The organism is Streptomyces sp. DSM 120436, assembly GCF_055778765.1.
In genome coordinates this window covers 3,322,699-3,347,895 of record NZ_JBSKBS010000001.1, presented here as the reverse complement: position 1 = coordinate 3,347,895, position 25,197 = coordinate 3,322,699, and the positions used below count along the sequence as shown (strand labels likewise).

Here is a 25,197-nt window from a genome sequence, read left to right as displayed (position 1 = left end):
GGGGAACGGGCGGCGCAAACCGGCGGTACTCGGGCGCCGTGCGCGCCCGCGCCCGGCACGACGGCGGGGGCGCCGCTCGCGCGCGGCGCCCCCGCCGTCGATGGGCGGCCCCTCAGGCCGGGTGGTCCGGCTGCTGCTCCGGGGGCGTGCCGCCGCCCCGGCCGCCGCCCTTGTTCCCGCGGTCGGTGCCGTGGGCGCGCCCGCCGTCGCCCCGGCCGGGCTGGGACGCCTTGCGTTCCCCGCTGTCCTGCGGCGTGCCCCCGCCCTTTTCACTGCGCCGCAGCTCGGGCTGTTGCGGATTCGACATCGGTTTCCTCCTTGCGTCGCCTGCGCCTCGGTGCGCCTGCCGCTCACCGGGTGTCTCGTGCGCGCGGGCCGAAACGCCCGGCCGCCCGGATCAGTCCCGCGCGCCGTCGCCCGTCCCCGGCTCGGCCAGCCGCCGGTGGGCCGCCGCCTTCACGCCGTCGGGCAGCACCTTCCCGGCCAGGCCCTGCGCCTTGGTCATCAGCGACCCGGTGACGGCCTTCCTCTCGCCCTTCACGATCGCTTCGAACGCCTGCTCGGCCACCTGGGCCGGGGGGTCCTTCTTCATGGAGCCCATGCGGGTGTCGTCGGTCATGCCGGCCCGGTCGAAGAACTCCGTCTCCGTCGGTCCCGGCATGAAGGCGGTGACCGTCACCCCGGTGTCCTTCACCTCCTCCGCCAGCGCCTGCGCGAAGCTCTGCACGAACGACTTGGAGGCGTTGTAGACCGGCTGGAAGGAGCCGGGCATCTGGGCGGCGACGGAGGAGGTGAAGGCGAGCCGTCCCGCGCCGCGCGCCACCATCGCCCGCAGCAGCGGCTTGGCCAGCCGCACGGTCGCGGTGACGTTGAGGTCGATGACCTCCTGGTCGTCGGTGAGGTCGGTGTCCACGAAGGCGCCGCCCCGGCCGACCCCGGCGTTGAGGACGGCGACGTCGACGGTCAGGCCGTCGAGCGCGTCGAGGAGCAGGAAGCGTCCCTCGCCGGTCCGCAGGTCGGCGCGCACCGCGCGCACCTGCGCGCCCGACTCCCCCAGCTTCTCCGCCGCGCCCTGCAGCTCCTCGTCCTCGGCGTTCACCACCAGGTCGTAGCCGTGCGACGCGAACTGTCCGGCCAGCTCGAGGCCGATGCCGCTGGACGCGCCGGTGATCAGTGCGAGTGGCCGTGTGTCAGTCATGCCGGACGGGTAACCCCGCCGGTCCGGGTCACGCACCCCGCCCGCCCCGGCCGACGTTTCCCGCCCGTCCGCCCGGTTACCCGCGCGGTGGCGCGCCCCGCACGCCCGGGGCCGCGCCGCGCCCCCCTGTCCCGGCGCCGGGGACCGGCCGTCCGCCGGCGGGAGCAGAAACGGAGTCCGCATGGCCAGCACGAAGGTGTCCGACTTCATCCTCCAGCGGCTGCGCGACTGGGACGTCGACCATGTCTTCGGCTACGCGGGCGACGGCATCAACGGACTGCTGGCCGCCTGGGGCCGCGCCGACAACCGGCCGAAGTTCGTCCAGGCGCGGCACGAGGAGATGTCCGCCTTCCAGGCCGTCGGCTACGCGAAGTTCTCCGGCAGGGCCGGCGTGTGCGCGGCGACCTCGGGCCCCGGCGCGATCCACCTGCTGAACGGCCTCTACGACGCCAAGCTGGACCACGTCCCGGTCGTCGCGCTGGTCGGGCAGACGAACCGCAGCGCCATGGGCGGCTCCTACCAGCAGGAGGTGGACCTCGCCGCGCTCTTCAAGGACGTCGCGTCCGACTTCTGCGAGACGGCGACGGTCCCCGAGCAGTTGCCGAACCTGATCGACCGCGCCTTCCGCACCGCGTACGCCCGGCGCACGGTCACCGCGGTCATCCTGCCGGGCGACGTGCAGGAGATGGACTACAGCCCGCCCACGCACGCCTTCAAGATGGTGCCCTCCAGCCTCGGCCTGGGCCGGTACGCGCCGGTCCCCGCCGACGAGGACCTCCAGCGGGCCGCCGACGTGCTGAACGCGGGCGAGAAGGTCGCCGTGCTGATCGGGCAGGGCGCACGCGGCGCCCGCGAGGAGGTCGAGCGGCTCGCGGACGTGCTGGGCGCCGGGGTGGCGAAGGCGCTGCTCGGCAAGGACGCCCTGCCCGACGACCTGCCGTACGTCACCGGCTCCATCGGGCTGCTGGGGACCCGCCCCTCGTACGAGCTGATGCGGGACTGCGACACGCTGCTGATGATCGGGTCCAGCTTCCCGTACACGCAGTTCCTGCCGGAGCTGGACCAGGCGCGGGCCGTGCAGATCGACATCGACCCGCACATGATCGGCCTGCGCTACCCGAACGAGGTGAACCTGGTCGGCGACGCCCGCGAGACCCTGCGGCGGCTGCTGCCGCGTCTGCACCGCAAGGAGGACCGGGCCTGGCGGGAGCAGGTCGAGAAGAACGTCGCCCGCTGGTGGGAGGTGATGCAGCGGCGCGCCGCCGTGAGCGCGGACCCGGTGAACCCGGAGTACGTGGTGCACGCCCTGGACGGCAGGCTGCCCGACGACGTGATCCTCGCCGCCGACTCCGGCTCGGCCGCCAACTGGTACGCCCGGCACCTGCGGCTGCGCGGCCGGATGCGCGGCTCGCTGTCCGGGACGCTGGCGACGATGGGCCCCGGTGTGCCGTACTGCATCGGCGCGAAGTTCGCCCACCCCGACCGGCCGGCCATCGCCCTGGTCGGGGACGGGGCCATGCAGATGAACGGCATGATGGAGATGGTCACGGCGGCGAAGTACTACCGCGAGTGGCCCGATCCCCGGCTGATCGTCGCCGTGCTGAACAACGGCGACCTCAACCAGGTCACCTGGGAGATGCGGGCCATGTCCGGCGCGCCGCAGTTCGAGGAGTCGCAGGCCATCCCGGACCTGCCGTACGCGGACATCGCCCGGCGCATGGGCCTGGACGGGGTCCGGGTGGAGAAGCCGAAGCAGGTCGAGGCCGCGTGGGACCGGGCGCTCGCCGCGGACCGGCCGTTCGTCATCGACTTCCGCACCGACCCGGCGGTGCCGCCGATCCCGCCGCACGCGTCCCTGGACCAGATCGAGGCGGCGGCCGCCGCGATCCTCAAGGGCGACAGCGACCGCGGCTCGATGGTGCGGCAGGGTCTGAAGGCGAAGGTCCAGGAGATGCTCCCCGGCACCCGCCACCGCGCCGGCCGGCCGGGCGCGGGCCCGGACGACAGCGCCTGAGCCCGGCGCCGCGCCTCCCCCGGACCGCGCGCCCTCCGCACCCGCCGTCCGTGGCCCCCGCCCGCACCTGCCGTCCGGCGCCCCGGCCCGGTCGCGCACGCCGTCCATGGCCCCTCCGCCCGGTCCCGCGCCGAGGGGCGCCTCGGTCCGGCGTCTCCGGAAGCGCCCCGCACCCGGCCGGGCGCAGATCACCGGCGGGCGGGGCGGGACGCCGCCGCTCCGGGGCGGACGCGGACACCCGCCCCCGCCCTTTCGTCCCGCGGGGGCCGACTCGTAGGATCGACGGGTCATCAACACCGCGACGGGAGACAGGAAGCCGGTGCGAGTCCGGCACGGTCCCGCCACTGTGACCGGGGAGTGCACCCCTTCCACGTGCCACTGCGCGCCGCGCGGGAAGGTCAGGGGAAGCGTCGATCCGGGAGTCAGGACACTGGCCTGTCGCGGGCCCGTTCCGAGGAGCGCGGACTCCCCAGGAGGCTTCACGTGTACGACGGCACGTCCCGTCCCGCCCTGTCCACCCCTGCCCGCAGGCGGCCCGCCGTGCGGTCGGCCGCCGCCGCCCTCGCCCTCGCGGCCGCCCTGCTGACCGCCGGCTGCGGAGCGTCGCCGGGCGCCGCCCAGGACGCGAAGGCGCCGGCCGCACCGGCCGAGGGCTTCCCCGTCACCGTCGACAACTGCGGTGTGCGGACCACCTACGAGAAGCCGCCCGCGCGCGTCGTCACCATCCACCAGCACCCGGCGGAACTGATGCTCGCCCTCGGTCTGGGGGACCGCATGGTCGGCACCGCCTTCCCCGACTCCCCGGTCCTGCCCGAGCTGCGGAAGGACTACGCGTCGATCCCCGAACTGTCCAGGAAGGAGCCGTCGTTCGAGACGGTCCTGGAGGCCGGTCCGGACCTCGTCTACGGCGGTTACGGCAGCGCCTTCGCCGAGAACGAGGGCCGTTCCCGCAAGGCGTTCGCCGACGCCGGCGTCGACACCCACCTCAACCGCGAGTACTGCGGCAGGAAGCGGGTCACGATGCGGGACACCTACGACGAGATCCGCACCGTCGGCCGGATCTTCGGCGTCCCGGAGCGGGCCGACGCGCTGGTCGCCGAGCTCGAGGACCGTGTCGAGAAGGCCGCCGGAAAGGTCGCGGACGCGCCGAAGGTGCCCGTCTTCGTCTACGACAGCGGCGACCGGACCGCCTTCACCGCGGGCGGCAGGAGCCTGGGCACCGAACTGATCCGGCTGGCCGGCGGCGAGAACGTCTTCGCCGACCTCGACGACGTCTTCGGCGACGTCTCCTGGGAGCAGGTCGTCGAGCGCAGGCCGGAGGTCATCGCGATCTACGACTACGCCGGCGCCGGCAGCGTGGAACGCAAGAAGGAGTTCCTGCTCTCCCGGCCCGCTCTCCAGGACGTGCCCGCCATCAGGAACGAGCGGTTCGTCGTCCTGCCGCTGACCGCCACCCTGGTGGGCGTCCGGTCCGCCTACGCGGTGGAGGACCTGGCCCGCGGCCTCCACCCCGAGAGCTTCGCGTGACGGCCCCGGCCGTCGGGACCGGCGCCGAGCGGGCCGCGCGACGACGGCACGGGGACGACGGGCGGGCCGGGCGGGCCGGCCTCACCGTCACCCTCGTCGTCCTGGCCGTCGCCCTGGCGCTCTCCGCCACCGCCGGTCTGGCCATCGGGTCGGTGCGGGTGCCGCCCGGCCAGGTGTGGGGCATCGTGACGCACGCGCTGGGCGCCGGCTGGACGGAACCGGACTGGTCGCGGGCGCGGGAGACCATCGTGCTGGACGTGCGCGCGCCGCGCGTGCTCCTCGGAGCCGTGGCCGGTGCGGGCCTCGCGGTCGTGGGCACCGCCCTGCAGGCCCTGATCCGCAACCCGCTCGCCGAGCCCTACCTGCTCGGCGTCTCCTCGGGGGCGTCCCTGGGCGCCGTGTCGGTGATCGTGTTCGGGGTGACCCTGTTCGGGCCGGCGTCGCTGCCGGCCGCCGCGTTCGCGGGCGCGCTGGGCGCCCTGGCGCTCGTCTACGCCACCGCCCGCACCGGCGGCCGCATCACGTCGGCACGGCTGGTGCTGTCCGGTGTGGCCGTCGCCGCGATGCTCACCGCCGTGCTGGACCTGCTGCTGCTCGCCACCGACCGGGGCAACGAGGCCCGCGCGGTCCTCGCCTGGACCCTGGGCGGCCTCGGCGGGGTCACCTGGGACATGGTCCGGCTGCCCGGCGCGGCCCTGCTCCTGGGGGTCGCCGTCCTCATGGTGCAGGCCCGCAACCTCAACCTCCTGCTCGCCGGTGAGGAGGCCGCGACCACGATGGGCCTGGACGTGGCCCGCTTCCGCGCCCGCCTGTTCGTCCTGCTCTCCCTCGTCACCGGCGTCCTGGTGGCGGCGTGCGGTCCGATCGGATTCATCGGCCTGATGGTGCCGCACATCGTCCGCATCGCCGTCGGCGGCGACCACCGGCGCGTCCTGCCGACGGCGGCCCTCGGCGGCGCGGTCTTCCTGGTCTGGGCGGACATCGCCGCCCGCGTCGTCGCGGCGCCCATGGAGATCCCCGTCGGCGTGCTGACCGCCCTGTGCGGCGGCCCGTTCTTCCTGTGGCTGATGCGCCGCGACGCCCGCCGGAGCACCGGCCGAGGAGCGCCATGACCGGCACCGAACTCGTCATCGACACGGTCACCCTCACCGCCGGCGCGCACCGGCTGGTCGAGGAGGTCTCCCTGACCGCCCGCCCCGGCGAGGTGATCGGCCTGGTCGGTCCCAACGGCAGCGGGAAGTCCAGCCTGCTGCGCGCCGTCTACCGCGTCCTGCGCCCCGCGGCCGGCCGGGTGTCCGTCGACGGCGCCGACGCCTGGTCGCTGCCCGTGCGGCGACTGGCCCGGACGGTGGCGGCGGTGGTGCAGGAGACGGACGCCTCGTTCGGCCTCTCGGTGCGCGAGGTCGTCGCCATGGGCCGCACCCCGCACAAGCGGCTGCTCGACGGCGACACCGCCGAGGACGCCGGTGCGATCGCGTCGGCGCTCGAGGCGGTCGACGCCACGAGTCTGGCCCACCGCCCCTTCGACCTGCTCTCCGGGGGCGAGCGCCAGCGCGTCCTCATCGCCCGCGCCCTCGCCCAGCAGCCCGCGCTGCTGGTCCTGGACGAGCCGACCAACCACCTCGACGTCCGGCACCAGCTCGAGCTTCTCGGCACCCTGCGGAGGCTGCCCGCGACGGTCCTGGCCGCCCTGCACGACCTCAACCTCGCCGCCCGCTACTGCGACCGCCTCTACGTCCTGCACGCCGGCCGGGTCACGGCCTCGGGCCCGCCCGCGGACGTCCTGACGCCCCGCCTGCTGGCCGAGGTCTACGGCGTGGCGGCCGAGGTCGCCGTCCATCCGCGCACGGGCGCTCCCCAGGTGACCTTCCTCCCGTGACCGCGGAAGGGCCCCGTGAGCGGTGTGCTCACGGGGCCGGTGCGGCGCCCGGAAGGGCGGCGGACGCGTCGCCCGCCCCGCCGCCCCGGTTCCGGCTACGGGATCAGCCGGAGACCGTGATGGTGGAGCTTCCGCTGCTCTGGTAGCCCTCGGTGGCCATGATCATGTAGTACCTGAACTGGCCCAGGTTCAGGCCCGCGCGCGCCCAGGCGTCGAAGTGGTTCCCGGTGGTGATGGTGCCGGAGCCGCTGGTCACCTTCGACCGGCGGACGCTCCAGTACTGGTCGAAGGTGCGGGTGCCCTCGACGGACGGAGCGTTGTACCGGGTCGTCCGGTAGATGTCGTACGTGCCGCCGTCGCTGGTGACGGTGCCCCGGTGCTCGCCGGTGGGCCGGTAGCTGCCCCAGTTGTCGACGATGTAGTACTCGACCAGCGGGTTCGAGGTCCAGCCGTAGAGGCAGCCGTAGCCGTTGCCCGACGGGTTGAAGTAGCCGGTGTACCGGACCGTCCTGCGTCCGCCGTTGCCCCAGCCCTTGCCGGCGACGAAGTTGCCGCAGTTGGTCCACCGGGTGCTGTAGCTGCCGCCGCCGTTGAGCGTCATGGAGACGGAGCCGCCGCCGTCGGTCCAGAACGAGTAGTACATGCCGTCGTAGCCGGTCTGGTTGGTGGTGATGGTGGTGGCGGCGTGGGCGGTGCCGGGCGCCAGCAGCCCCGACCCGGTGGCGAGCACGGCGGCGCCGGCGCCGGTGCCGACGAGGAAGCCGCGTCGGCTCAGGCCGCTGAAGGGGGCGGGGTTCTGCTGGGCCTCGTGCCGCTTGCCGTCCTGGTTCATGCGTCCTCCCGATGAAGGCTGGTGGGGGGCCGGGCGGCTGCTGCCGCCCGCGGCCTTGCATGGCCGACCACCGTCCCGACCAAGTGGCGTCCGGGGGACGGAGGTTGGCTGTCGTGCGGTGGCCACAGTGTTCGTAGAGCGACATGACCGTGTCAACGGTTTCGACAACCTTTCGGAAACTTCGACGCCACAAGCAGAACCCCGATCCAGCGGTAATCGCTGGTCAATCGGCAACACGGGAAGCGCGCCACCCAGGGGGGAACCAAAGACAGAGACTTGTCCACGCAATCCCGAGAGGCGAAATCGAAACTTTCGACACAGTGGAGCGGCCCCAGGAACCCACTCCCTGCACAGCACCCACACCGTCCCGGCCCACCCACCCGGCACAGGTAACGGCGCCTCACCCCCGCCCCCGCGGGAATCGGCCATCACGAGCACGTCTCGCGGCGCCCGACCCGCGGACCGCCGCACGCCCCGCCGCGAAAGCTCGCGGTCGACCATGCCGCGTCGGCGAAAGATTCAAGCCGGATTTCGCGCTTCGGCCCTTCGTTACCCAGAGGCGTACAACCATTTCCGACCGTGACGTGCATCACTCCGCATACTCGAAGGTTGCCCCGATTCCTTCCGGTTTCCGGCGTTGGACGATTCCTCAAGATCCGGTTTCCATAGGGGACTTGAACGCGGGGGTGGCGGGATCTCCCTCGCGACCGAGAAGGGGGCTCGATGCCGCACACGCGAGGGATATTCAGCAGACGCCAGTCGCTGGCCATTTTCGGAGGGATCGCGGCAGGCACCGCGCTGCCGTGGGGGACTTTCGGCGCTCGTCCCGCCTACGCGGCGGACGGGCCCGCGCCCGGCAGCGGTGCGGGACTGCCCGACACGGACCGTGCCAAGGTCGTGCGGGCGTACCGCACCGGCGGGCGCGCGGTGCGGACGGCCGCGGTCGGGGCGCTCGTGGGCAACGAGGACGACGTGGCCACGTTCCTCAGCGACCGCCTGCCGTCGGCCACGGCCGAGGACAACCGGTTCACCCTCACCAAGGCCCTCGTCAGCGCGGGCAAGGCCACGCGGGCCGGGATCGGTCAGGCGCTGTCCGGCGGTGACGCGGCGGTCGCGGCCTATCTGCAGGGCGGCTTCCAGTCGGCGGTGCGCGAGGACCTCCGAGTGGCCGTGACCACGGTCAACGCGCACGGCGGAAAGGCCGTGAAGCGGGAGTCGTCCGAGGCACTGGCAGCCGGAACGGACTTCGCGCTGCGGGACTTCCTCAGCACCGGACAGTACGACGCGCTCCACGAGGACCAGCGCGTCCAGGTGACCACCATCCTGGTGAACGCCTCGCCGCAAGTGCGGGAGTACGCGTCGCGGGCGCTCGACGACGGGTCGCCGCGGGCGATCCAGTGGTTCCTGACGACAGGGCAGTACATCGCCCGGGCACGGGACGAGGAATCCGCGACGATCCGCCAGCTGGTCGAGATCGTGGAGTCGGAGGGGAAGCTCGCCGAGCGCAAGACCGACGAAGCCGTCGAGCTGTCCGAACAGGCGGTGCAGGCCGCGGAGAAGGCCAAGACGGCCGCTCTCGAGGCGAAGGCCGAGGCGTTGGCCGCCGAACAGGACGTCAAGCGTTCGGCGCGGGCGGCGAACAAGGCGGCGCAGGCCGCCCGAGGTGCCGCAGCCGCGGCGTCGACCGCGGTCTCCGCCTCGCGCACCGCGCAGACCGCGGCCCGGCGCTCGGTGGCGGCCGCGAACGCGGCCGCGGCGGCGGCCGCCGCCGCGGGACGCGCCGCGTCGCGTGCCTACCGCGCGGCGATCAATGCGTCCAAGAACGCGAACATGGCCGAGGCTGCCAACCAGGCCGCACAGGCCGCGCGAGCCATGGTCAACTGGGTGCGTTCCGTGGCCACGAAGGCCAGGATCGCGGCCCTCGCCTCCGACGCGGCGCGGTCGGCGGGCAACGCGGCGGCCGGTGCCGCGCTCAACGCGGCAGCCGCCGCGCGCGCCTCCGCCGACGCCGCCGTGGCCTCCGGCGCCGCACGCTCCGAGGCCGCCGAAGCACAGCGCCAGGCCTCCATCGCGGAGGCGGCGGCCGGCCGGGCCACGGCGGCCGCGAACCGGGCCACGGCGCTGTCCCGCAGCTCGGCGGCCGCCGCGCGTACCGCGGCAGCCGCCGCCGACAGCGCCGCGGACCACGCGGAGAAGGCGGCCCTCGCCGCCGAGGAGGCCGCCCGGAACGCCGGCAAGGCCGTCGATTACGCCAACCGCTCCACCGCCGCCGCCAAGGCCGCCATGGAAGCCGCGAACAAGGCGTACGAGGCCGTCGTCGAGGCGCGGGAGGTCGAGAAGGAGGCCCGTGAGGCCGAGATCGCACGGCTGAACGAGGAGACCGAGGAAGCGATCGAGGTCGCCAGGCAGCAGCGGCATGAGGAGACTGACCGGCTGGAACGCGCCAACCGGGAACGGACGCAGGAGGCACGGCTCTCCGAGGAACTCAGCGCGCTGATCGGCGAGATGGAGGCGGCGTTCGCCGACGGCCGGACCGGGGAGGCCGTGAGCAAGGGCCGGGAAGCCGCCGTGAGGCTCCTCGACCGGTCCGGCACCTGGACCCGCGAGGCCGCCGAGTTCGCGCTCGCCGGCTCGGACGAGGACGTACTGCGCTGGATCGAGGCGGACCGGCTCATCGCGCTGGAGCAGGACAACGCGGAGAACGCCGCGGCGATCGCCGCGATCTCCACACAGAACGTGGCCGAGGCCGCCGCCGCGGCACTGCGGACCGAGGACACCGCCACCATCAGAACGTTCCTGGAGAAGGGGGCGGTCGAGGCGGCCAGGGACGACAACGAGGTGGAGATCACCACGCTCCTGGCGGCCTCCTCCACCGGCAACGCCGTGCGGCGGGCCGCCGAGGCCGCCCTTGAGGACGGCTCCGCCGAGGCACTGCACACCTTCCTGCACGTGGAGCGCGCCGCCGCCGTGTACGAGGACGACCGGGTGGCGGCCACCAGGCTCCTCGCGACCGGCGGTCCGTACGTACGGGCCGCGGCGCAGGTCGCCCTCGAAGGCGACACGCACATGCTGCGCCGGTTCATCGGGACCACGCAGCACGAGTTCGCGCGCATCGACCACGACCACGCCACGCACATCAGCGCGATCCATGCGGCGATCGCGCGAGCCGCCAAGACCGCGCAGGACGCGCTCGAGGACGCCGCGCGCGCATCCGAGGCCGCGGCCCTCGCCCGGGAGGCCGCCGAGGAAGCCACCGACTGGGCGGGCAAGGCCAAGCGCTGGGCGGCCGACGCCAAGGACTCCGCCGAGGAGGCGCGCAAGAACGCGGAGGCCGCGGAAGCCTCCGCCGCCGCCGCGGCCAAGTCCGCGCAGACCGCGGCGAACGCGGCCGCGGCGGCCCGCAAGGCGAGCAGTGTGGCAAGGGACGCGGCCCACCGGGCCGTGCGCTCCGCCTCGACCGCCGCGGCCTTCGCCGCCGACGCGCAGGCCTCCGCGACGAAGGCCCGGCAGGCGCAGCTCGCGGCGGGCAGGTCCTACGCCGAGGCGGCCAGGGCCGCCACCGAGGCGCGGATCGCCGTCATCCAGGCCGCGATCCAGCAGGCGGTCCAGGACGCCATCGACAACTCGAAGGTGCCGATCGACGGAAAGACCGGGCTGCCGGAAGGCGCCGAGAGCTGCCTGACGCCGTTCGGTGACCCGATCGAGCACAGCAACAGCACCAACCCGTGGGAGCTGGGCTGGAGCTGGCTGACCGGAACGGGCCCCCGGACGCAGTGCTTCGGCCCGAACGACGAGTTCACCCGTCTGTACCGCGAGCACTCGCACACTCAGCGCGTCCTCGCGGAGTTCCTGGCGATTCAGCGCGGCGGGGACTACGAGCTGGGTCGCACGTACATGTGGGACTACGGCCTCAGCGGCTTCGAGGGCGCCGGCAAGTACGTCGTGGACTACGGCACGCTCGCCACCGCCGGGCTGACCGGCAACCTCGCCTACACGTTCCTCGGTTCGCACAACGTCCGCATGACCCCCATCAGGGAGAACCCGGACGGATCGGTGACCTGGCGTTACACCGCGTACAACGAGTCGGACATCGAGTCGGCGACGCACCCGCCGGTCATCGGGTACACGGACTGGTGGAGCGACACCGTGGGGTCGTTCGTCGACAAGGTCGTCGGCGACGAGGGACCGATGTCGCCCAAGAACCAGGTGATCGAGTTCAACGTCACGCTGGGCCCGTGAGGCGCGCGAGGCCCCGAGGGCGGTGGGCCTTCGCCGCGCTCACCGCCTCCGCCGTCCTCGTCTCGGGCTGCTCGCAAGCGGTCGACCCGCAGAAGCTGCCCGGTGTGTACCGGAGCGAGGACGGCGGGCGGATCGAGCTCTCGGCGGACGGCACGTTCTCGGCCACGCGCGTGCTGCCCGGCGAGGACGGGGATCCGGTCGACCTCGACGGCAGCTGGGACTACAAGGATGCGGGCTCGGCGAGCGATTTCGTGTACCTGCGCATCGAGAACGGCGGGCTCGGCATGACCGGCGGGATCCAGCTCTACGTGAAGGGTCAGGACTCGCTGTACTTCCGGTTGGATCCCGACGGTCCCACCACACAGGAGTTCGACCGGACGGACTGAGCGGCGATCGTGCTCACCCGCCCGGCTCCCGGCTTTGTTGCACGGACCGAGGTGATCGACGACTGCCCACCTGCACAAGGGGCCTGGCCCCGAGGAAACTCCGACCTTCTAGGACAGTGATGAACATACGCAAGACAGCCGTGCGCATCCTGGGCGCGGCCGCCGCCGCCGGCGCCCTGACGTGGGCGGTGCTCGCCCAGAGCACCGCGGGCGCCGCCCCCGGCCCGTCGGCCGAGGCCGTCGCCGACGCCGCGCCGGGCTACGCCGTCGAGGATTACGCCTACCCGAACGCCGACAAGATCCTGGCCGAGCAGGACATCGTGCTCAAGCGCGGTGACGGCCACATCGTGCTCGCCGACTGCGCCGACAGGTACGACCTCCTGCGGTTCCTCGCCCGTGACCGCGAGGACGTCTGCTTCGAGGTCACCGCCGACGAGGGTTTTCTGACGCTCGAACTGCCCGCGGTGCACGGGGTGAAGACGGACGACTCCGCCAACACCCATCTGGAGATGACGGTCGAGGACGAGCAGGTCGAGTACGACATCCCCGCGGACACGTGGGAGGGCATCGGTGAGTCCGTCGACGGGCGGGAGCACGTGCTGGTCGAGATCCACGTGACCAACTGAGCCGCAGATTCTTGTTGTTGGAGGAAACCACTTCATGTCGTTCATCAGACGTCCCCGGCCGGCCGCGCTCTGCGCCGTCCTGGCCGCCGGGTCGCTCGCGCTGAGCGCGGTGCCCGCCGTCGCCGTCACCGGCGGCACGCCGGTCGCCGGCTCGGACACCACCCACGCCTACGCGGCTCAGATCGTCGTCGGCGACCACGACCGAGGGTGCTCCGGCGTCCTCGTCGACACCGAATGGCTGCTCACCGCGGCCAGTTGCTTCGCCGAGGATCCAGCCGCCTCGCTCGACGTCCCGGCCGGCGTCCCCGCCAGGGCGACCACGGCCGTGATCGGCCGCGCCGACCTTTCCGGCACGCGGGGCGCCGAGCGCCGCGTCGTCGAGATCGTGCCGCGCTCCGACCGCGACGTGGTCCTGGCCCGCCTCAACCGGCCCGTCACCGATGTCACCCCCGCCCGGTTCGCCTCGGCCGCGCCCGCGCCTGGTGCGGAACTGACCTTCGCCGGGTACGGCCGTACGAAGACCGTGTGGGTGCCGGACCAGTTGCACACCGGCGTCTTCACCGTGAACGCCACCGCGGCCACCTCCGCGGACGTCACCGGCAAGGACGGCGCCGCCGCCTGCAAGGGAGACACCGGCGGCCCGGTCCTCTCGGGCGGCGAACTCGTCGGCATCACCAGCCGGTCCTTCCAGGGTGGTTGCCTCGGCACCGACGAGACCCAGACCTCCACCGCGGGTGTCGTCGCACGCGTCGACGACCTCGCTTCCTGGGTCGAGGAGAAGGCCGGTGCCACCCGCATCGTCGACTTCGACGGCGACGCCGTCGAGGACATCGCCGTCGGCGACCCGATGGCCACCGTCGGCGGCGACACCACCGCGGGTCTCGTCCGTGTCGTCTACGGCGGCAAGGGCACCGCCGAGATCACCCAGGACCTCGACTGGGTGCCCGGCGGTTCCGAGCCCGGGGACCACTTCGGCAACCACCTCGCGACCGTCGACTACAACGAGGACGGCTACACCGACCTCGTGGTCTCCGCGTCCGAGGAGAACCTCGGCAGCGCCGTCGACGCCGGATTCGTCGATGTCCTGTTCGGCGGGAAGAACGGTCTCGGCAGCGGTCCGGCCGCCCTCCACCTCGAGCAGGGCAAGGGCAACGGCTCCATCGGCGCCGCCACCCCCGAGAGCGGCGACCGGATGGGCGCCTCCCTCGAGGCCGGCACCACCGCCGCGGGTGAGCCGTGGATCCTGATCGGCGTGCCGGGCGAGTCGGTCGGTTCGCTCGCCGAGGCGGGCGGCGCGTTCTACGTGCGCGGCGGCACCAGTGTCGACCTCCACCAGGACAGCCCGGGCGTCCCCGGCGCGTCCGAGGCCGGCGACGCCTTCGGCACCGCTGTCGCGGGCGACTCCAACTTCATCGCCGTCGGCGCTCCCGGCGACGCCATCAGCGGCGACGCGAACGCCGGCAACCTGGCGGTGTTCAGCCACAAGCTGGACTCTGCCGGACGGCCCACCGTCGTCACGGGCATGGACCAGGACAACGAGAAGATCAGCGGCGGAGCCGAGACCGGTGACAGGTTCGGTGAGGCCCTCGCACTCGTCGCCTACCGCCCGGCCGGCGCGGCCACGGCCACCGACTCGATCCTCGCGGTCGGAGCGCCCGGCGAGAGCCTTGCCGCGCAGAGCGGCGGCCAACAGCTGGCCGGCGCGGGCAATGTTCTCCTCATGCACGTGAAGGGCGACGGCACCTGGGAGTACATGCACGCGCTCAACCAGGGGTCCGGGACCGACGACCGGTCCGGCACCATCGAGGCCGGGGACCGGACGGGCGCGTCCCTGAGCGCGGTCAACACCGCGCCGCGGCAGGTCGGTTCGGCCGAGACGCTGAAGGTCGCCGTGGGCGTCCCCGGCGAGGACCTCGCGGGTGTCACCGACGCCGGCGCCGTCCACACCTTCTCGCTGCTGGGTTCGGCGGGTGCGAACGACCTGTGGATCGAGGCCGGCGACGGTGACGGTGTTCCCGGGCCCCCGAGCGAGGGCGCCAAGCTGGGCACCAGCATCCACTTCACCCCGCGGAACCTCTACGTCGGCATGCCCTACGGCCCCCCCGCCACGGGAGCCGTGCACGTCCTGCCGTTCCCGAACGCCGTGACGGGCGGAACGAGCAGGCCCGCAACCACGTACCAGCCGGGTCAGGGCGGACTGCCGTCCCATGGCCAGTACTTCGGCTACGCGGTGCGGTGACAACCGCCGTCGCACGACGCGCCCCGGCGGCCGCGGGACCACACCGCCGGCCGCCCGGGGCGCGCCTCTTCACGGCCCCGCCCGGTGTCGACCGGGCGGGGCCGCCCGGGTGACGCCGCCGGCTCCGGAACCGTCATACGGGCGAGGAGGTGCACACGGGCCTTGCGGATCGCGTGGTTCTCGCAGGCGCTCCAGACGTGGGTCCGCCTGCACGGTCGTGCACGGGCCTTGCGGATCGCGTGGTTCTCGCAGGCGCTCCAGACGTGGGTCCGCCTGCACGGTCGTGCCAGGTCACCGCGGCACCGGCCGCGGTCGGCAGAGCGGTGCGGTCCTCGGGTGCCCTCGGCCTCCGGGCGCACCTGGCCGTGACGCCCTCCGGCAGCGCCTCCAGCAGCGTGGCGATCGCGGGCAGTGCGCTCTCGTCGCCGCCGATCCGTCACGAGGTCGCCGTCGGCCCGGCGAAGGAGCGGCCGCTCGAGCCGGGCCCGCGCGGCCGGTCCGTCGCCGTGCGGCACGTCACCCCACCGCGCCTAGCGCGCAGGCGGTGACGGCCCCTCCGCCGTCACGACCAGGGCGGCCTGGTCGTCGTCGACCGTGTGGCCGTCCATGAAGGCGCGGATGTCCTCCGTCAGGGTCCGCACGACGTCCGTCGCGGTGGGGCGGACCGGGGCGGAGGCCAGGGCGTCGGCCAGTCGCGCGTCCCCGTACTGCTCCGCGCCCGCGGCCCGGCACTCGGTGATGCCGTCGGTGTACAGCACCAGGCTCTCCGTGGGGCGCAGCGTGAGACGGACGGCGTCGAGCAGGGGCGGGATGCCGATGCCGAGCAGGCCGCCGGAGGCCTCGACCGGGGTGACCGCGTGGCCGGCGTCCAGCAGGAGGGGCGGGGTGTGGCCCGCCCTGACGAGTTCGACGGCGAGTCCGTCGTCGACCGGGGTCAGATGGCCGTAGACCAGTGTGACGAAGCCGTTGTTCTGCTCGGAGTTGCGGTCGTTCAGGGCTCGGTCGACGGCCTTGACGACGCCGACCGGGTCGTCGAGCAGCGGGGCGACGGCGCGAGCGGTGTGCCGGACCAGGGCCGTCGTGGTGGCGGCCCTGGCACCGCGCCCGCAGACGTCTCCGAGGACGAAGGACCAGCTTCCGTCCCCGTGGGGGAAGACGTCGTAGAAGTCGCCCCCGATGTCGAGCCCCTGGCCGGCCGGGTGGTAGAAGGCGGCGAGCTGCGCGCCGGGGACGTCGGGCAGGTCCGGCAGCAGCAGGCCGGTCTGGAGGTCACGGGCGAGGGCGGCGCGCTGCGCGTACTGGCGTGCGTTGCGCGCGGCCGAAGCGGCGCGGCGGGCCACTTCCTCCGCCAGAGCGATCCGGTGGCCGTCGAGGGACGCTTCGTCCGTCGCGTACAGGCTCAGCGCGCCGAAGGGACGCCCCCGGTCCAGCAGAGGCACGCAGAGGTATCCGGTGACGCCCAGTTCCTGCCAGAGTCCGGGACCCGCCGGGGCGCGGCGGGCCACTTCGGTGACGCCCGAGGCCAGGACCCGTGCGAGGGCGTCGTCCTCGGCGTCCCGGGCAGGGCTGTGCGAGGCGAGCAGGTCACGGGCGCGCTCGTTCGTGGCGGCGGCCGCCACCCGCTGCACGCGTCCCGCCTCCACGACGTCCACCGCGGCGAGCGGGGCCAGCACCGGGACGGCCAGGGCGGCCAGCCGTCGCAGCGTCTGCCCCTCGTCCAGCGGGCCGGCCAGCGCGGTGCTGACGGCCAGCAGGTAGGAGAGGTCGTCGCGGGCCGCCTTCTCCCGGGCGTCGGCCGCCCGCCGGGCCTGCTCGGCGTGGTGCCGCTCGATGGCGAGGGCGGCGGTGTCGACGAAGAGGCGGGCCAGCGCGAGGTGGATGTCCTGGGGGGCGCACGGTGTGCGGTGGTACATCGCGAACGTGCCCAGCACCCGCCCGTCACGACCGAGGATCGGCGTGGACCAGCACGCGGCGAGTCCGGCCCGGCCGGCCAGGTCACGGAAGTCCTTCCACAGGGGGTCGCGGGCGATGTCGGTGACGATCACCTTCTGCCGCCGGTGGGCGGCCGTTCCGCACGAGCCGACGCCCTCGCCGATGGCGATGCCGTCGATGGCCCGCTTGTAGAAGCCGGGCAGGCTGGGTCCGGCGCCGTGGTGCAGGCGGCGGCCGTCCTCGTCCGCCAGCAGGACCGAGACGATGACGCCGGGGGAGAGTTCCTCGATCACCCGGCACATCCCCTCCAGCACCTCGGGCAGGGGCGCCTGGCGGGCGATCTGTTCCAGCAGCGCGCGCTGCTCGGCGGCCAGCCGCCGGGCGTGTTTGGCCTGGGTGGTCTCCACGCCGATCATGCGTACGCCGATGACGTTGCCGCCGGTGTCGCGGCGGGCCTCGTAGGTGAAGTCGAAGAACGCCTCACGGGCCTGGCGGCCGACGCCGATGACGACGCGGGTGTCGCGGCCGACGTGCCGCTCCCCCGACCGGTAGACCTGGTCGAGCAGCCCGAGGAAGCCCTGGGCCTTCAGCTCGGGCATCAGATCGCCCAGGGGCACACCGGTGCGTTCCCGCCGCCCGCCCCCGATCGCGGCGAAGAACGCGGGGTTCGCGGCCTCCAGCACATGGGCGGGCCCCGCCATGGAGGCGAACAGCGCGGTCGACGTCCCGAACAGCAGCGACAGGTCCTCGTCCGCGTCCCGTTCCGCCGGTGACGGGCGCGGTCCCTCCTCGAACCGCGGTTCCCGTTCAGTTCTCATCTCGCCCCCTCCACCGGCGCGTACACCGGGCCGGCACTCGTTCCCCCCCGGCTCCGGCCCGTGCCTTCGGCGGGACCGTGCGACGTGACGTCCCGGCTGCGCGGGGCGCCACCGCACCCGGCGGGGCGGGGCGCGACCGGCCGGCGAGGCGCGCCCGCACCACGGCGGCCGGGACGACGGGTCACCTCACGGCTCATCGCCTCGCCCCACCGGCGGGCCGTCCTCCTCGGCACCGCGGCGGAACGGCCACGGGCGTCATCCGGACGCGCCGGCGCCGTCGGCGGCACCGTCGGGGGCGACGGCGGCCAGCGCGTCGGCGACCGTGTCGTGGAGGGGGAGCAACTCGGAGATGCCGGTCATGTTCACCATGCGCACGAGGCGGTCGGGCACGCTCGCGAGGCGGAGCGAACCGCCTGCCCTCTGGGTGGCGTGCATCAGGACGATGAGGGTGCTCAGGCCGGTGGAGTCGACGAAGTCCACCTGGGCCATGTCCAGGACGAGGTGCGGAGCGCCCTGGCTCACGACGGTCAGCGCCTGCGCCCGCAGCACGGGCGCGGTATGCAGATCGACATCTCCGGTGACGACGACGACGGCTGTGCGCTTCCCGGCGTATCGGACGGTCGTGTCGAGGGTGTCACTCACGTGAGACATCACTCCTGGACGGGCGGCTCTGGTGCGGACGGCTTCCGCGCGGCGTGGCGCGTACGGCGGGGGGCGTCACCGCCGCGCGGGCGTGCGGAGAGGACGGGCATGGTGCGGTTTCCCCGTGCGGGTCGGGTCAATCCCGTGGTCCGTTCCGGGCTCCGGGGCCGTGGACGGTGGCCAGTTCGGCGAGGCCCGAGACGGTGACGACGGGTTCGAGCAACGGGGGAACGATCAGTTCCAGCCTCTCGGCGTGGGCGAACAGCACGCTCAGCCCCGCGCTGTCGAGATACTCCACCTTCGTCAGGTCCACGACGAGGGGGCCCGGGTCACGGTCCAGGGCTTCGGCCAGATGACCGACGTTGCTCATGTCGATCTCGCCGCTGACGGCGAGCCGGACGGTGCCGTCGGGACCCCGTCCGGGTATGAGCGTGAGCGGGGTTGTCATCAGGCGATCCTCATCTGCATGTCGACGGTGGTGCCGGACGGGCCGGGAGAGACGGTGACCTGCTGCATCAGGGCGTGCATCAGGGAGATGCCCCGGCCGCGGTGAGTGTTGATCTCGGGCCGCGGGACCTTCCACCGGCCGCTGTCGGCGACCGTCACGCGCAGGGTGTCCACCAGCGCCACGGCGCGCAGCCGCACGTCCTCCCCGGGGGCGTTGCGGTGGCCGTGCTCGATCGCGTTCGCGCAGGCCTCACCGGCGGCGACGAGCACGTTCTGCACGGTGTTCGGCGGTAGGTCGCACTGGGCGAGCCAGCTCCGCAGCGCCTTGCGGACGGGGGCGAGCTGGGCGGACTCGGCCGGGAAGGTGATCTCCAGCGGCGCCGGATGACGGTACAGCAGCAGCGCCACGTCGTCGTCGTACCCGCCTGTCGGCGCGAGCCTCGACATCACGGCGCTGGCGAGGTCCTCGACCGGCATGTCGCGGCCCTCCTGCACGGCGTCGCCCGCCTGCTCGATCCCCGTGCTGAGCGGACGCCGCCGGCGTTCGACGAGGCCGTCGGTGTACAGCAGCAGCGTGGCCCGGGCGGGAAGGGAGCACGCGGCCTCCGGGCGCGGCCGGCCCGGCCGTACGGCCAGGGGCAGCGCACGCCCCCCCTCCAGCAGCCGGGTGGTGCCGTCGGGGTGCACGAGGATGCCCGGCGGGTGCCCGGCGCTGGAGTAGGTGAGCTCTCCGGTGGCGGGGTCGAGCACCCCGCAGAACACGGTCGTGCACAGCGCGCCGGTCACGCCGGCCGCGAACTGGTCGAGAGCCGTGAGCGCCCGGGCGGGGCTGGGGTCCTGGAGCAGCAGGGCGCGGCAGGCGCTGCGCAGCTGTCCCATGACGCTGGCCGCCTCCAGGCCACGTCCGACGCAGTCGCCCACGACGATGCCGATGCGCCCGTCCGGCAGGGCGACGGTGTCGTACCAGTCGCCGCCCACCTCCAACGGGCGGGTGGCGGGTTCGTACCGCACGGCGAAGCCGTCGGGGAGCTGTGCGGGGCCGAGGATGGCGCGCTGGAGCGCGATCGCGGCCTCCCGCTGCTGGTCGATCTGATGCGCCCGCACCAGCCCCTGCGCGAGATGCCCGGCCAGCAGCGACAGCAGCAGCTGGTCCTCGGAGGTGAACGGCCGGTGTCCCTCCAGATCGACCCACAGGGCCAGCGGGCCCCGCGGGTGTTCCAGCAGGACACTCGCGCCGCTGTCCTCCGGCACCACGGTGAGCGGGGACCCGCGGCGCAGCGCCGCGAGCAGTTCCCGGCGCTCGGCCGGCAGGTCCTCCCACCGCAGCTCCGCGTCGGTGGCCGTGAGCTCCGGCGTGTCGTCGTCGCCGAAGACGGCGGCCACCACCTCGCGCGCGTGCCACAGCGACCGCAGCTCGTCCAGGGCCCCGGACAGCGCCTCGGGCAGGCTGGCGGCGCGTGACAGCGAGGTGCTCAGCGCCGCGAGCGCCGTCTCGCGCTGGATGGCGTAGTGCTCGGCGGTGACGTCGCGGAAGGTGCCGACCGTGACCTGGCGCCCCGTGTCCGGGTCCTCGGCCTTGTTGTAGGTGACGGTGATCCACAGGCGACGGCCGTCCCGGCGGGTGACCGGGACGGTGTACGAGCCCCGGGGGTTCTCCAGCAGGCCGGCGAAGGCGAGGCCGACCTGCTCGTGCGCGCCCGGATCGGTGTCCTCGTCCGGCCACCACGGATGGATCGGGGCGTACGGCAGGCCCTCGGGCCCGTAGCCGAGGATGTCGGTGAAAGCCGCGTTGATCTCCACGACGGCCCCGGACTCGTCGCAGACGAAGAACGCCTCCTGGAGCGAGTCGATGAGCGCCGTCCGCCAGCGCAGGTGGTGGCTGCGCAGCCGGGCCAGTTCGACGTTCGCACGGACCCGGGCGAGCAGCTCGGCCGCGGCGAAGGGCTTCACCAGGTAGTCGTCGGCGCCGGCCTGCAGTCCCTCGATCGACGCCTCCTGCCCGGCCCTGGCCGACAGCAGCAGGACGGGCACGGAGGCCGTACGGGTGTCGCCGCGCAGTCGCGTCACCAGCTCCAGTCCGTCCAGCCGGGGCATCATCACGTCGCTGACGACGAGGTCGGGAATGCTCCGGCGGGCGGCGTCGAGCGCCGCGACGCCGTCGGCGACCGCGGTGACCTCGTACCCCGCGGCCGCCAGGATGCGGGTGAGGTACTCGCGCATGTCGGCGTTGTCGTCGGCCACCAGTACCCGTGCGCTGCGCGCGGGACCGGCGTCCGACCCGAGCGGGGCGGCTCCCGCCGCTTCCGGGTCGTCGTCGGGCGACGCGCTCACCGGAAGCCAGCGGTGCGCCTCGTGGACGTAGGGGTCGGCGGTGGCCGGGGCCCTGGCGCCGGCCGGCTCCGCCACCGTGGAGCCCTCGGGCAGGTGCGCGGTGCCGAACGGCAGCCGGATGGTGAAGGTGGTGCCCTTCCCCTCGGCGCTCTCGGCGTCGATCGTGCCGCCGTGCAGACCGACGAGTTCCCGCACCAGGGCCAGCCCGATGCCGCTCCCCTCGTTCGACCGGGAACGGGCGTTCTCGATGCGGTGGAAGCGCTCGAACAGCCGGGGCATCTCCGCTTCCGGCACGCCGGTCCCGGTGTCGGCCACGGTGACCACGGCATGGGAGCCGGAGCGGCGCACGGCCACGCGGACCGTTCCCTCGAAGGTGAACTTCAACGCGTTGCTCAGCAGGTTGAGGACCACCTTCTCCCACAGGGTGCGGTCCACGTACACCGGTTCGTCCAGGGGGGAGCAGTCCACGTCGAAGGTGAGCCCGGCTCTCTCCATGGCCGAGCGGAAGACGCTGGCCAGTTCCGCCGTCACCGTGTCCAGTGCGACCGGCTCGTAGCGGGCCTGCATCCGGCCGGCCTCGATGCGGGAGAAGTCCAGCAGCGTGTTGACCAGTTTGCCGAGCCGCAGCCCGTTGCGGTGGATGACGTCGAGTTCCGCCCGTATCTCCTCACCCGCGTCGGCGAGCCGGGTACGCAGTTCCTCGACCGGTCCCATGATCAGGGTCAGCGGGGTGCGGAGCTCGTGGCTGATGTTCGAGAAGAAGGTGGTCTTGGCCCGGTCCAGTTCCGCCAGTTCCTCCGCGCGCCGCTGCTGCGCCTCGTAGCTGCGGGCACTGCCGATGCCGGAGGCGATGTGCCCGGCCGCCAGTTCGATGAAGCCCCGGTAGTGGTCGTCCAGGTCGCGGTAGCGGTTCAGGGCGGCCACGAAGAAGCCGTAGGGTGCGCTGCCCTGCTGCAGCAAGGGCACCACGAGCGCCTCCTCGGGCGGCTCCGGCCAGCCGCCGCCGGGCAGTCCGTCGAACGGTGCGCCGGTCAGCGGGACCAGACGCGTCTCGCCCTCGGCCAGCGCCGCCGCCGGCCACACGCCCTCGGAGCCGGACACGGGGAGGAGTCGCGGTGCGGCGGGCAGCCCGGGGGTGACGCCGGTCGCGCCCGCCAGCCGGGCGTCGTCGCCGTCGAAGAGGTAGGTCAGGGTGAAGGGCAGGTCCTTGGGGTTGCGGGAGAGCTGCCGGTCGGCGAAGGCCAGCACCTCCTGCTCGGTGCGGATCACACTGGGGTCCGAGCCCAGGTCCCGCAGGGTGGCCATGCGCCGCTCGCCGATCACCCGCTCGGTGTCCTCGCTGACCACGCACAGCATGCCGACGACGTCGCCGGCGTCGTCCCGCAGCGGGCTGTAGGAGAACGTGTGGTACGTCTCCTCGGTGTAGCCGGAGCGCTCCAGGAACAGGAGCAGTCCCTCGTCCCACGTGGCCTGCCCGGTGCCGAGCACGGTCTCGATGCGCGGGCTGATGTCCCCCCAGATCTCCGCCCACACCTCACTCGCGGGCCGGCCCAGCGCCCACGGGTACTTACGGCCGAGCGTGTCCCGCCGGTAGGCCGCGTTGCAGAAGAACGTCAGCTCCTCGCCCCAGGCCATCCACATCGGGAACCGGGAGGAGAGCAGGATGCTGACGGCCGTCCGCAGGCTCTGCGGCCACTGCTGCGGCGGGCCGAGCGGCGTGGCCGCCCAGTCCACCTCGGCGAGGTCCCGGCCCACCTCCGGGTCGGCGGTGAACACCTGTCCCCCGGCCTCCGCTTGTGGCCTGCTCACCGACCGGCCTGAACGCTCCACGCGACACCCTTCCCCTCCTGCCGACCCCTACGTCCTGGTTCACCCGTCACCCTTCGCAGGGGTACGCACACCCGCGGGCCACCGGTCGCGGATCTCAGGATAATGCGCCCCTTCACCTGGGCCGGCGCACCCCACCCCCACACCGGCAGGCCTGACGGCCCGGTACCCGCACCGTTGCTGCGGGAGCCGGTCCGGCCGTCGCCGCGGCCCGCCGGTCCCTGACTGCGCCAGGCCCGCACACCGTGACGGGGGTCCCGGCCGGCCCGGTCCGGGCGGGCCGGTGACGAGGCCGGACATCGACGGCGGCCCGTCGCCGAGTCCTGCCTCGTACGCGTCGGCGCCCGGCCCCGGACATCTGCCGGGCCGTGGCTCAGGCGTCGATGATGACGGGGATGATGAGGGGCTTGCGACGGTAGGTGCGGAACGCCCAGTTCGCCACGGCACGGGCGATGAGCTGTTCGAGCTGGCGCGCGTCCCCGACGCCTTCCTCGGCCGCGGTGGCCAGGGTCTTCTCGATGACGGGGACGACCGGTTCGAAGGTGGTGTCGTCGTGGACGAAGCCGCGGGCCAGGAAGTCGGGGGCCTCGGTGAGGGCGCCGGTGTCCGCGTCGACGATCGCCACCACCGTGACGACGCCTTCCTCGGCGAGGGTGAGGCGGTCCTTGAGGGACGCTTCGGTGGCGCCGCCGACCTCCATGCCGTCCACGTAGACGTTGCCGGCGGGGACCTTGCCGGTGATGGACGCGCGCCCGTCGACGAGGTCGACGACGACGCCGTCCTCGGCGATGACGACCCGGTCGGGGTCGACGCCGGTGCGGACGGCGAGGTCGCCGTTGGCCCGCAGGTGGCGCCATTCGCCGTGCACCGGCATGACGTGGCGGGGTTTGACGATGTTGTAGCAGTAGACGAGCTCGCCGGCACTGGCGTGCCCGGAGACGTGCACCTTGGCGTTGCCCTTGTGGACCACGTGGGCGCCCCACCGGGTGAGTCCGTTGATCACCCGGTAGATGGCGTTCTCGTTGCCGGGGATGAGGGAGCTGGCGAGCAGGACGGTGTCGCCCTTGCCGATGCGGATCATGTGGTCGCGGTTGGCCATCCGCGACAGCGCGGCCATCGGTTCGCCCTGGGAGCCGGTGCACACCAGGGTGACCTTGTGGTCCGGGAGCTTCTCCAGCTCCTTCGTGCTCACGACCAGACCGGAGGGGACCTTCAGGTAGCCCAGGTCACGGGCGATGCCCATGTTGCGGACCATCGACCGGCCGACGAAGGCGACCTTGCGGCCGTGCTGGTGGGCGGCGTCCAGGACCTGCTGGATGCGGTGCACGTGGCTGGCGAAGCTGGAGACGATGACCCGGCGCGGCGCGGTGCGCATCACCTGCTCGATCGCCGGGTTCAGCTCACGCTCGGAGGTGGTGAAGCCGGGTACCTCGGCGTTGGTGGAGTCGGTGAGGAACAGGTCCACGCCCTCCTCGCCCAGGCGGGCGAAGGCGCGCAGATCGGTGATCCGGTCGTCGAGGGGGAACTGGTCCATCTTGAAGTCGCCGGTGTGCAGCACCATCCCGGCCCGGGTGCGGATCGCCACCGCGAGGCTGTCGGGGATGGAGTGGTTGACCGCCACGAACTCGCAGTCGAACGGTCCGAACCCGCGCCGGTCGCCCTCCCGCACCCGGACCGTGCGCGGCCGGATGCCGTGTTCCTTGAGCTTGGCCTCCAGGAACGCCAGCGTCAGCTTGGAACCGACGACGGGAATGTCGGACCGCTCGCGCAGCAGGTACGGCACGCCGCCGATGTGGTCCTCGTGACCGTGGGTGAGTACCACGGCCACGACATCGTCCAGCCGGTCCCGGATCGAGGTGAAGTCCGGCAGGATCACATCCACACCGGGCTGGGTCTCCTCGGGGAACAGCACGCCGCAGTCGACGATGAGCAGCTTGCCGGCGTGCTCGAAGACGGTCATGTTGCGGCCGATCTCGCCCAAGCCTCCCAGGGCGACGACCCGCAGTCCTCCCTCGGGAAGGGGCGGGGCGGCTTTCAACTCGGGGTGCGGGTGGCTCATGCCTTCACGGTACCCGGAGAGGGGACGGCGTGATCCACCGCCTGTGCGCTCCCTCCTTCCCGGCGGTCCGGGGCGCCCGCACCTGCGGCGCCGGGACGACGGACGACGCCGGCGGCCGGAACAGGGAGCGGTGGCCTTCGGGGGGTGAGCCGTGGGCCGGTGGCGCCGGCGGAGCTTTCGTGCCCCCTTTGTCGTGGTGGC

General features: G+C 73.3%; 17 protein-coding genes and 1 riboswitch. Of the genes, 8 read left to right on the top strand and 9 right to left on the bottom strand.

Going from position 1 to position 25,197, the window contains the following annotated elements:
• Window positions 1–112: 112 nt before the first annotated feature.
• Window positions 113–307 (bottom strand): hypothetical protein, encoded by a 195-nt coding sequence (locus ACWH4W_RS15015; RefSeq protein ID WP_473076223.1) that lies wholly within the window; start codon window positions 305–307, stop codon window positions 113–115.
• A 90-nt stretch (window positions 308–397) separates the two neighbouring features.
• A complete protein-coding gene (locus ACWH4W_RS15010) occupies window positions 398–1,198 on the bottom strand; it encodes an SDR family NAD(P)-dependent oxidoreductase (protein ID WP_473076222.1) in 801 nt (266 codons plus the stop codon).
• A gap of 181 nt (window positions 1,199–1,379) precedes the next feature.
• Between ACWH4W_RS15010 and ACWH4W_RS15005 the strand changes: the two genes are divergently transcribed.
• The 4 genes from ACWH4W_RS15005 to ACWH4W_RS14990 all read left to right on the top strand — a co-directional run bounded on the left by ACWH4W_RS15005 (window position 1,380) and on the right by ACWH4W_RS14990 (window position 6,618).
• Complete coding sequence (locus ACWH4W_RS15005) at window positions 1,380–3,212, top strand: thiamine pyrophosphate-requiring protein (protein ID WP_473076221.1); 1,833 nt, start codon at window positions 1,380–1,382, stop codon at window positions 3,210–3,212.
• A 267-nt stretch (window positions 3,213–3,479) separates the two neighbouring features.
• Window positions 3,480–3,665: riboswitch (cobalamin riboswitch) on the top strand.
• Between the two features lie 30 nt (window positions 3,666–3,695).
• A complete protein-coding gene (locus tag ACWH4W_RS15000; RefSeq protein WP_473076220.1) occupies window positions 3,696–4,739 on the top strand; it encodes an ABC transporter substrate-binding protein in 1,044 nt (347 codons plus the stop codon).
• Window positions 4,736–5,851 carry a FecCD family ABC transporter permease gene (locus ACWH4W_RS14995; RefSeq protein WP_473076219.1) on the top strand — a complete coding sequence of 372 codons (1,116 nt, stop codon included), beginning with the start codon at window positions 4,736–4,738 and terminating at the stop codon, window positions 5,849–5,851. Before ACWH4W_RS15000 ends, ACWH4W_RS14995 begins: the two co-directional genes overlap by 4 nt.
• The gene (locus ACWH4W_RS14990) at window positions 5,848–6,618 is read left to right on the top strand and encodes an ABC transporter ATP-binding protein (protein ID WP_473076218.1); all 771 of its coding nucleotides are present in this window, start codon (window positions 5,848–5,850) and stop codon (window positions 6,616–6,618) included. The genes ACWH4W_RS14995 and ACWH4W_RS14990 overlap by 4 nt, the downstream gene beginning before the upstream one ends.
• 103 nt (window positions 6,619–6,721) lie before the next feature.
• Here ACWH4W_RS14990 and ACWH4W_RS14985 read toward each other — a convergent pair whose 3' ends face one another.
• On the bottom strand, window positions 6,722–7,450 hold the full coding sequence (locus tag ACWH4W_RS14985; RefSeq protein ID WP_473076217.1) for a glycoside hydrolase family 11 protein: 729 nt from the start codon (window positions 7,448–7,450) through the stop codon (window positions 6,722–6,724).
• A gap of 723 nt (window positions 7,451–8,173) precedes the next feature.
• Here ACWH4W_RS14985 and ACWH4W_RS14980 point away from each other — a divergent pair.
• The 4 genes from ACWH4W_RS14980 (at window position 8,174) to ACWH4W_RS14965 (ending at window position 14,940) form a co-directional block, all read left to right on the top strand.
• The gene (locus tag ACWH4W_RS14980) at window positions 8,174–11,689 is read left to right on the top strand and encodes an ALF repeat-containing protein (protein WP_473076216.1); all 3,516 of its coding nucleotides are present in this window, start codon (window positions 8,174–8,176) and stop codon (window positions 11,687–11,689) included.
• Window positions 11,686–12,075 carry a hypothetical protein gene (locus ACWH4W_RS14975; RefSeq protein ID WP_473076215.1) on the top strand — a complete coding sequence of 130 codons (390 nt, stop codon included), beginning with the start codon at window positions 11,686–11,688 and terminating at the stop codon, window positions 12,073–12,075. Before ACWH4W_RS14980 ends, ACWH4W_RS14975 begins: the two co-directional genes overlap by 4 nt.
• Before the next feature lie 119 nt (window positions 12,076–12,194).
• On the top strand, window positions 12,195–12,701 hold the full coding sequence (locus ACWH4W_RS14970; protein WP_473076214.1) for a hypothetical protein: 507 nt from the start codon (window positions 12,195–12,197) through the stop codon (window positions 12,699–12,701).
• Between the two features lie 34 nt (window positions 12,702–12,735).
• On the top strand, window positions 12,736–14,940 hold the full coding sequence (locus tag ACWH4W_RS14965; protein ID WP_473076213.1) for a S1 family peptidase: 2,205 nt from the start codon (window positions 12,736–12,738) through the stop codon (window positions 14,938–14,940).
• A gap of 133 nt (window positions 14,941–15,073) precedes the next feature.
• Here the strand turns inward: ACWH4W_RS14965 and ACWH4W_RS14960 are convergent, their stop codons facing one another.
• From ACWH4W_RS14960 to ACWH4W_RS14935, 6 genes are all read right to left on the bottom strand, one after another.
• Window positions 15,074–15,373, bottom strand: coding sequence for an SIP domain-containing protein (locus ACWH4W_RS14960; protein ID WP_473077501.1), 300 nt, complete (start codon window positions 15,371–15,373; stop codon window positions 15,074–15,076).
• A 97-nt stretch (window positions 15,374–15,470) separates the two neighbouring features.
• Entirely contained in the window at window positions 15,471–17,690 is a 2,220-nt protein-coding gene (locus tag ACWH4W_RS14955) for a GAF domain-containing SpoIIE family protein phosphatase (protein ID WP_473076212.1), read from the bottom strand.
• A gap of 255 nt (window positions 17,691–17,945) precedes the next feature.
• Complete coding sequence (locus ACWH4W_RS14950) at window positions 17,946–18,341, bottom strand: STAS domain-containing protein (protein ID WP_473076211.1); 396 nt, start codon at window positions 18,339–18,341, stop codon at window positions 17,946–17,948.
• Window positions 18,342–18,468: 127 nt separating this feature from the next.
• Complete coding sequence (locus tag ACWH4W_RS14945) at window positions 18,469–18,780, bottom strand: STAS domain-containing protein (RefSeq protein WP_473076210.1); 312 nt, start codon at window positions 18,778–18,780, stop codon at window positions 18,469–18,471.
• The gene (locus ACWH4W_RS14940) at window positions 18,780–22,940 is read right to left on the bottom strand and encodes a SpoIIE family protein phosphatase (protein WP_473076209.1); all 4,161 of its coding nucleotides are present in this window, start codon (window positions 22,938–22,940) and stop codon (window positions 18,780–18,782) included. The genes ACWH4W_RS14945 and ACWH4W_RS14940 overlap by 1 nt, the downstream gene beginning before the upstream one ends.
• Before the next feature lie 370 nt (window positions 22,941–23,310).
• Complete coding sequence (locus ACWH4W_RS14935) at window positions 23,311–24,996, bottom strand: ribonuclease J (protein WP_473076208.1); 1,686 nt, start codon at window positions 24,994–24,996, stop codon at window positions 23,311–23,313.
• Window positions 24,997–25,197 lie beyond the last annotated feature (201 nt).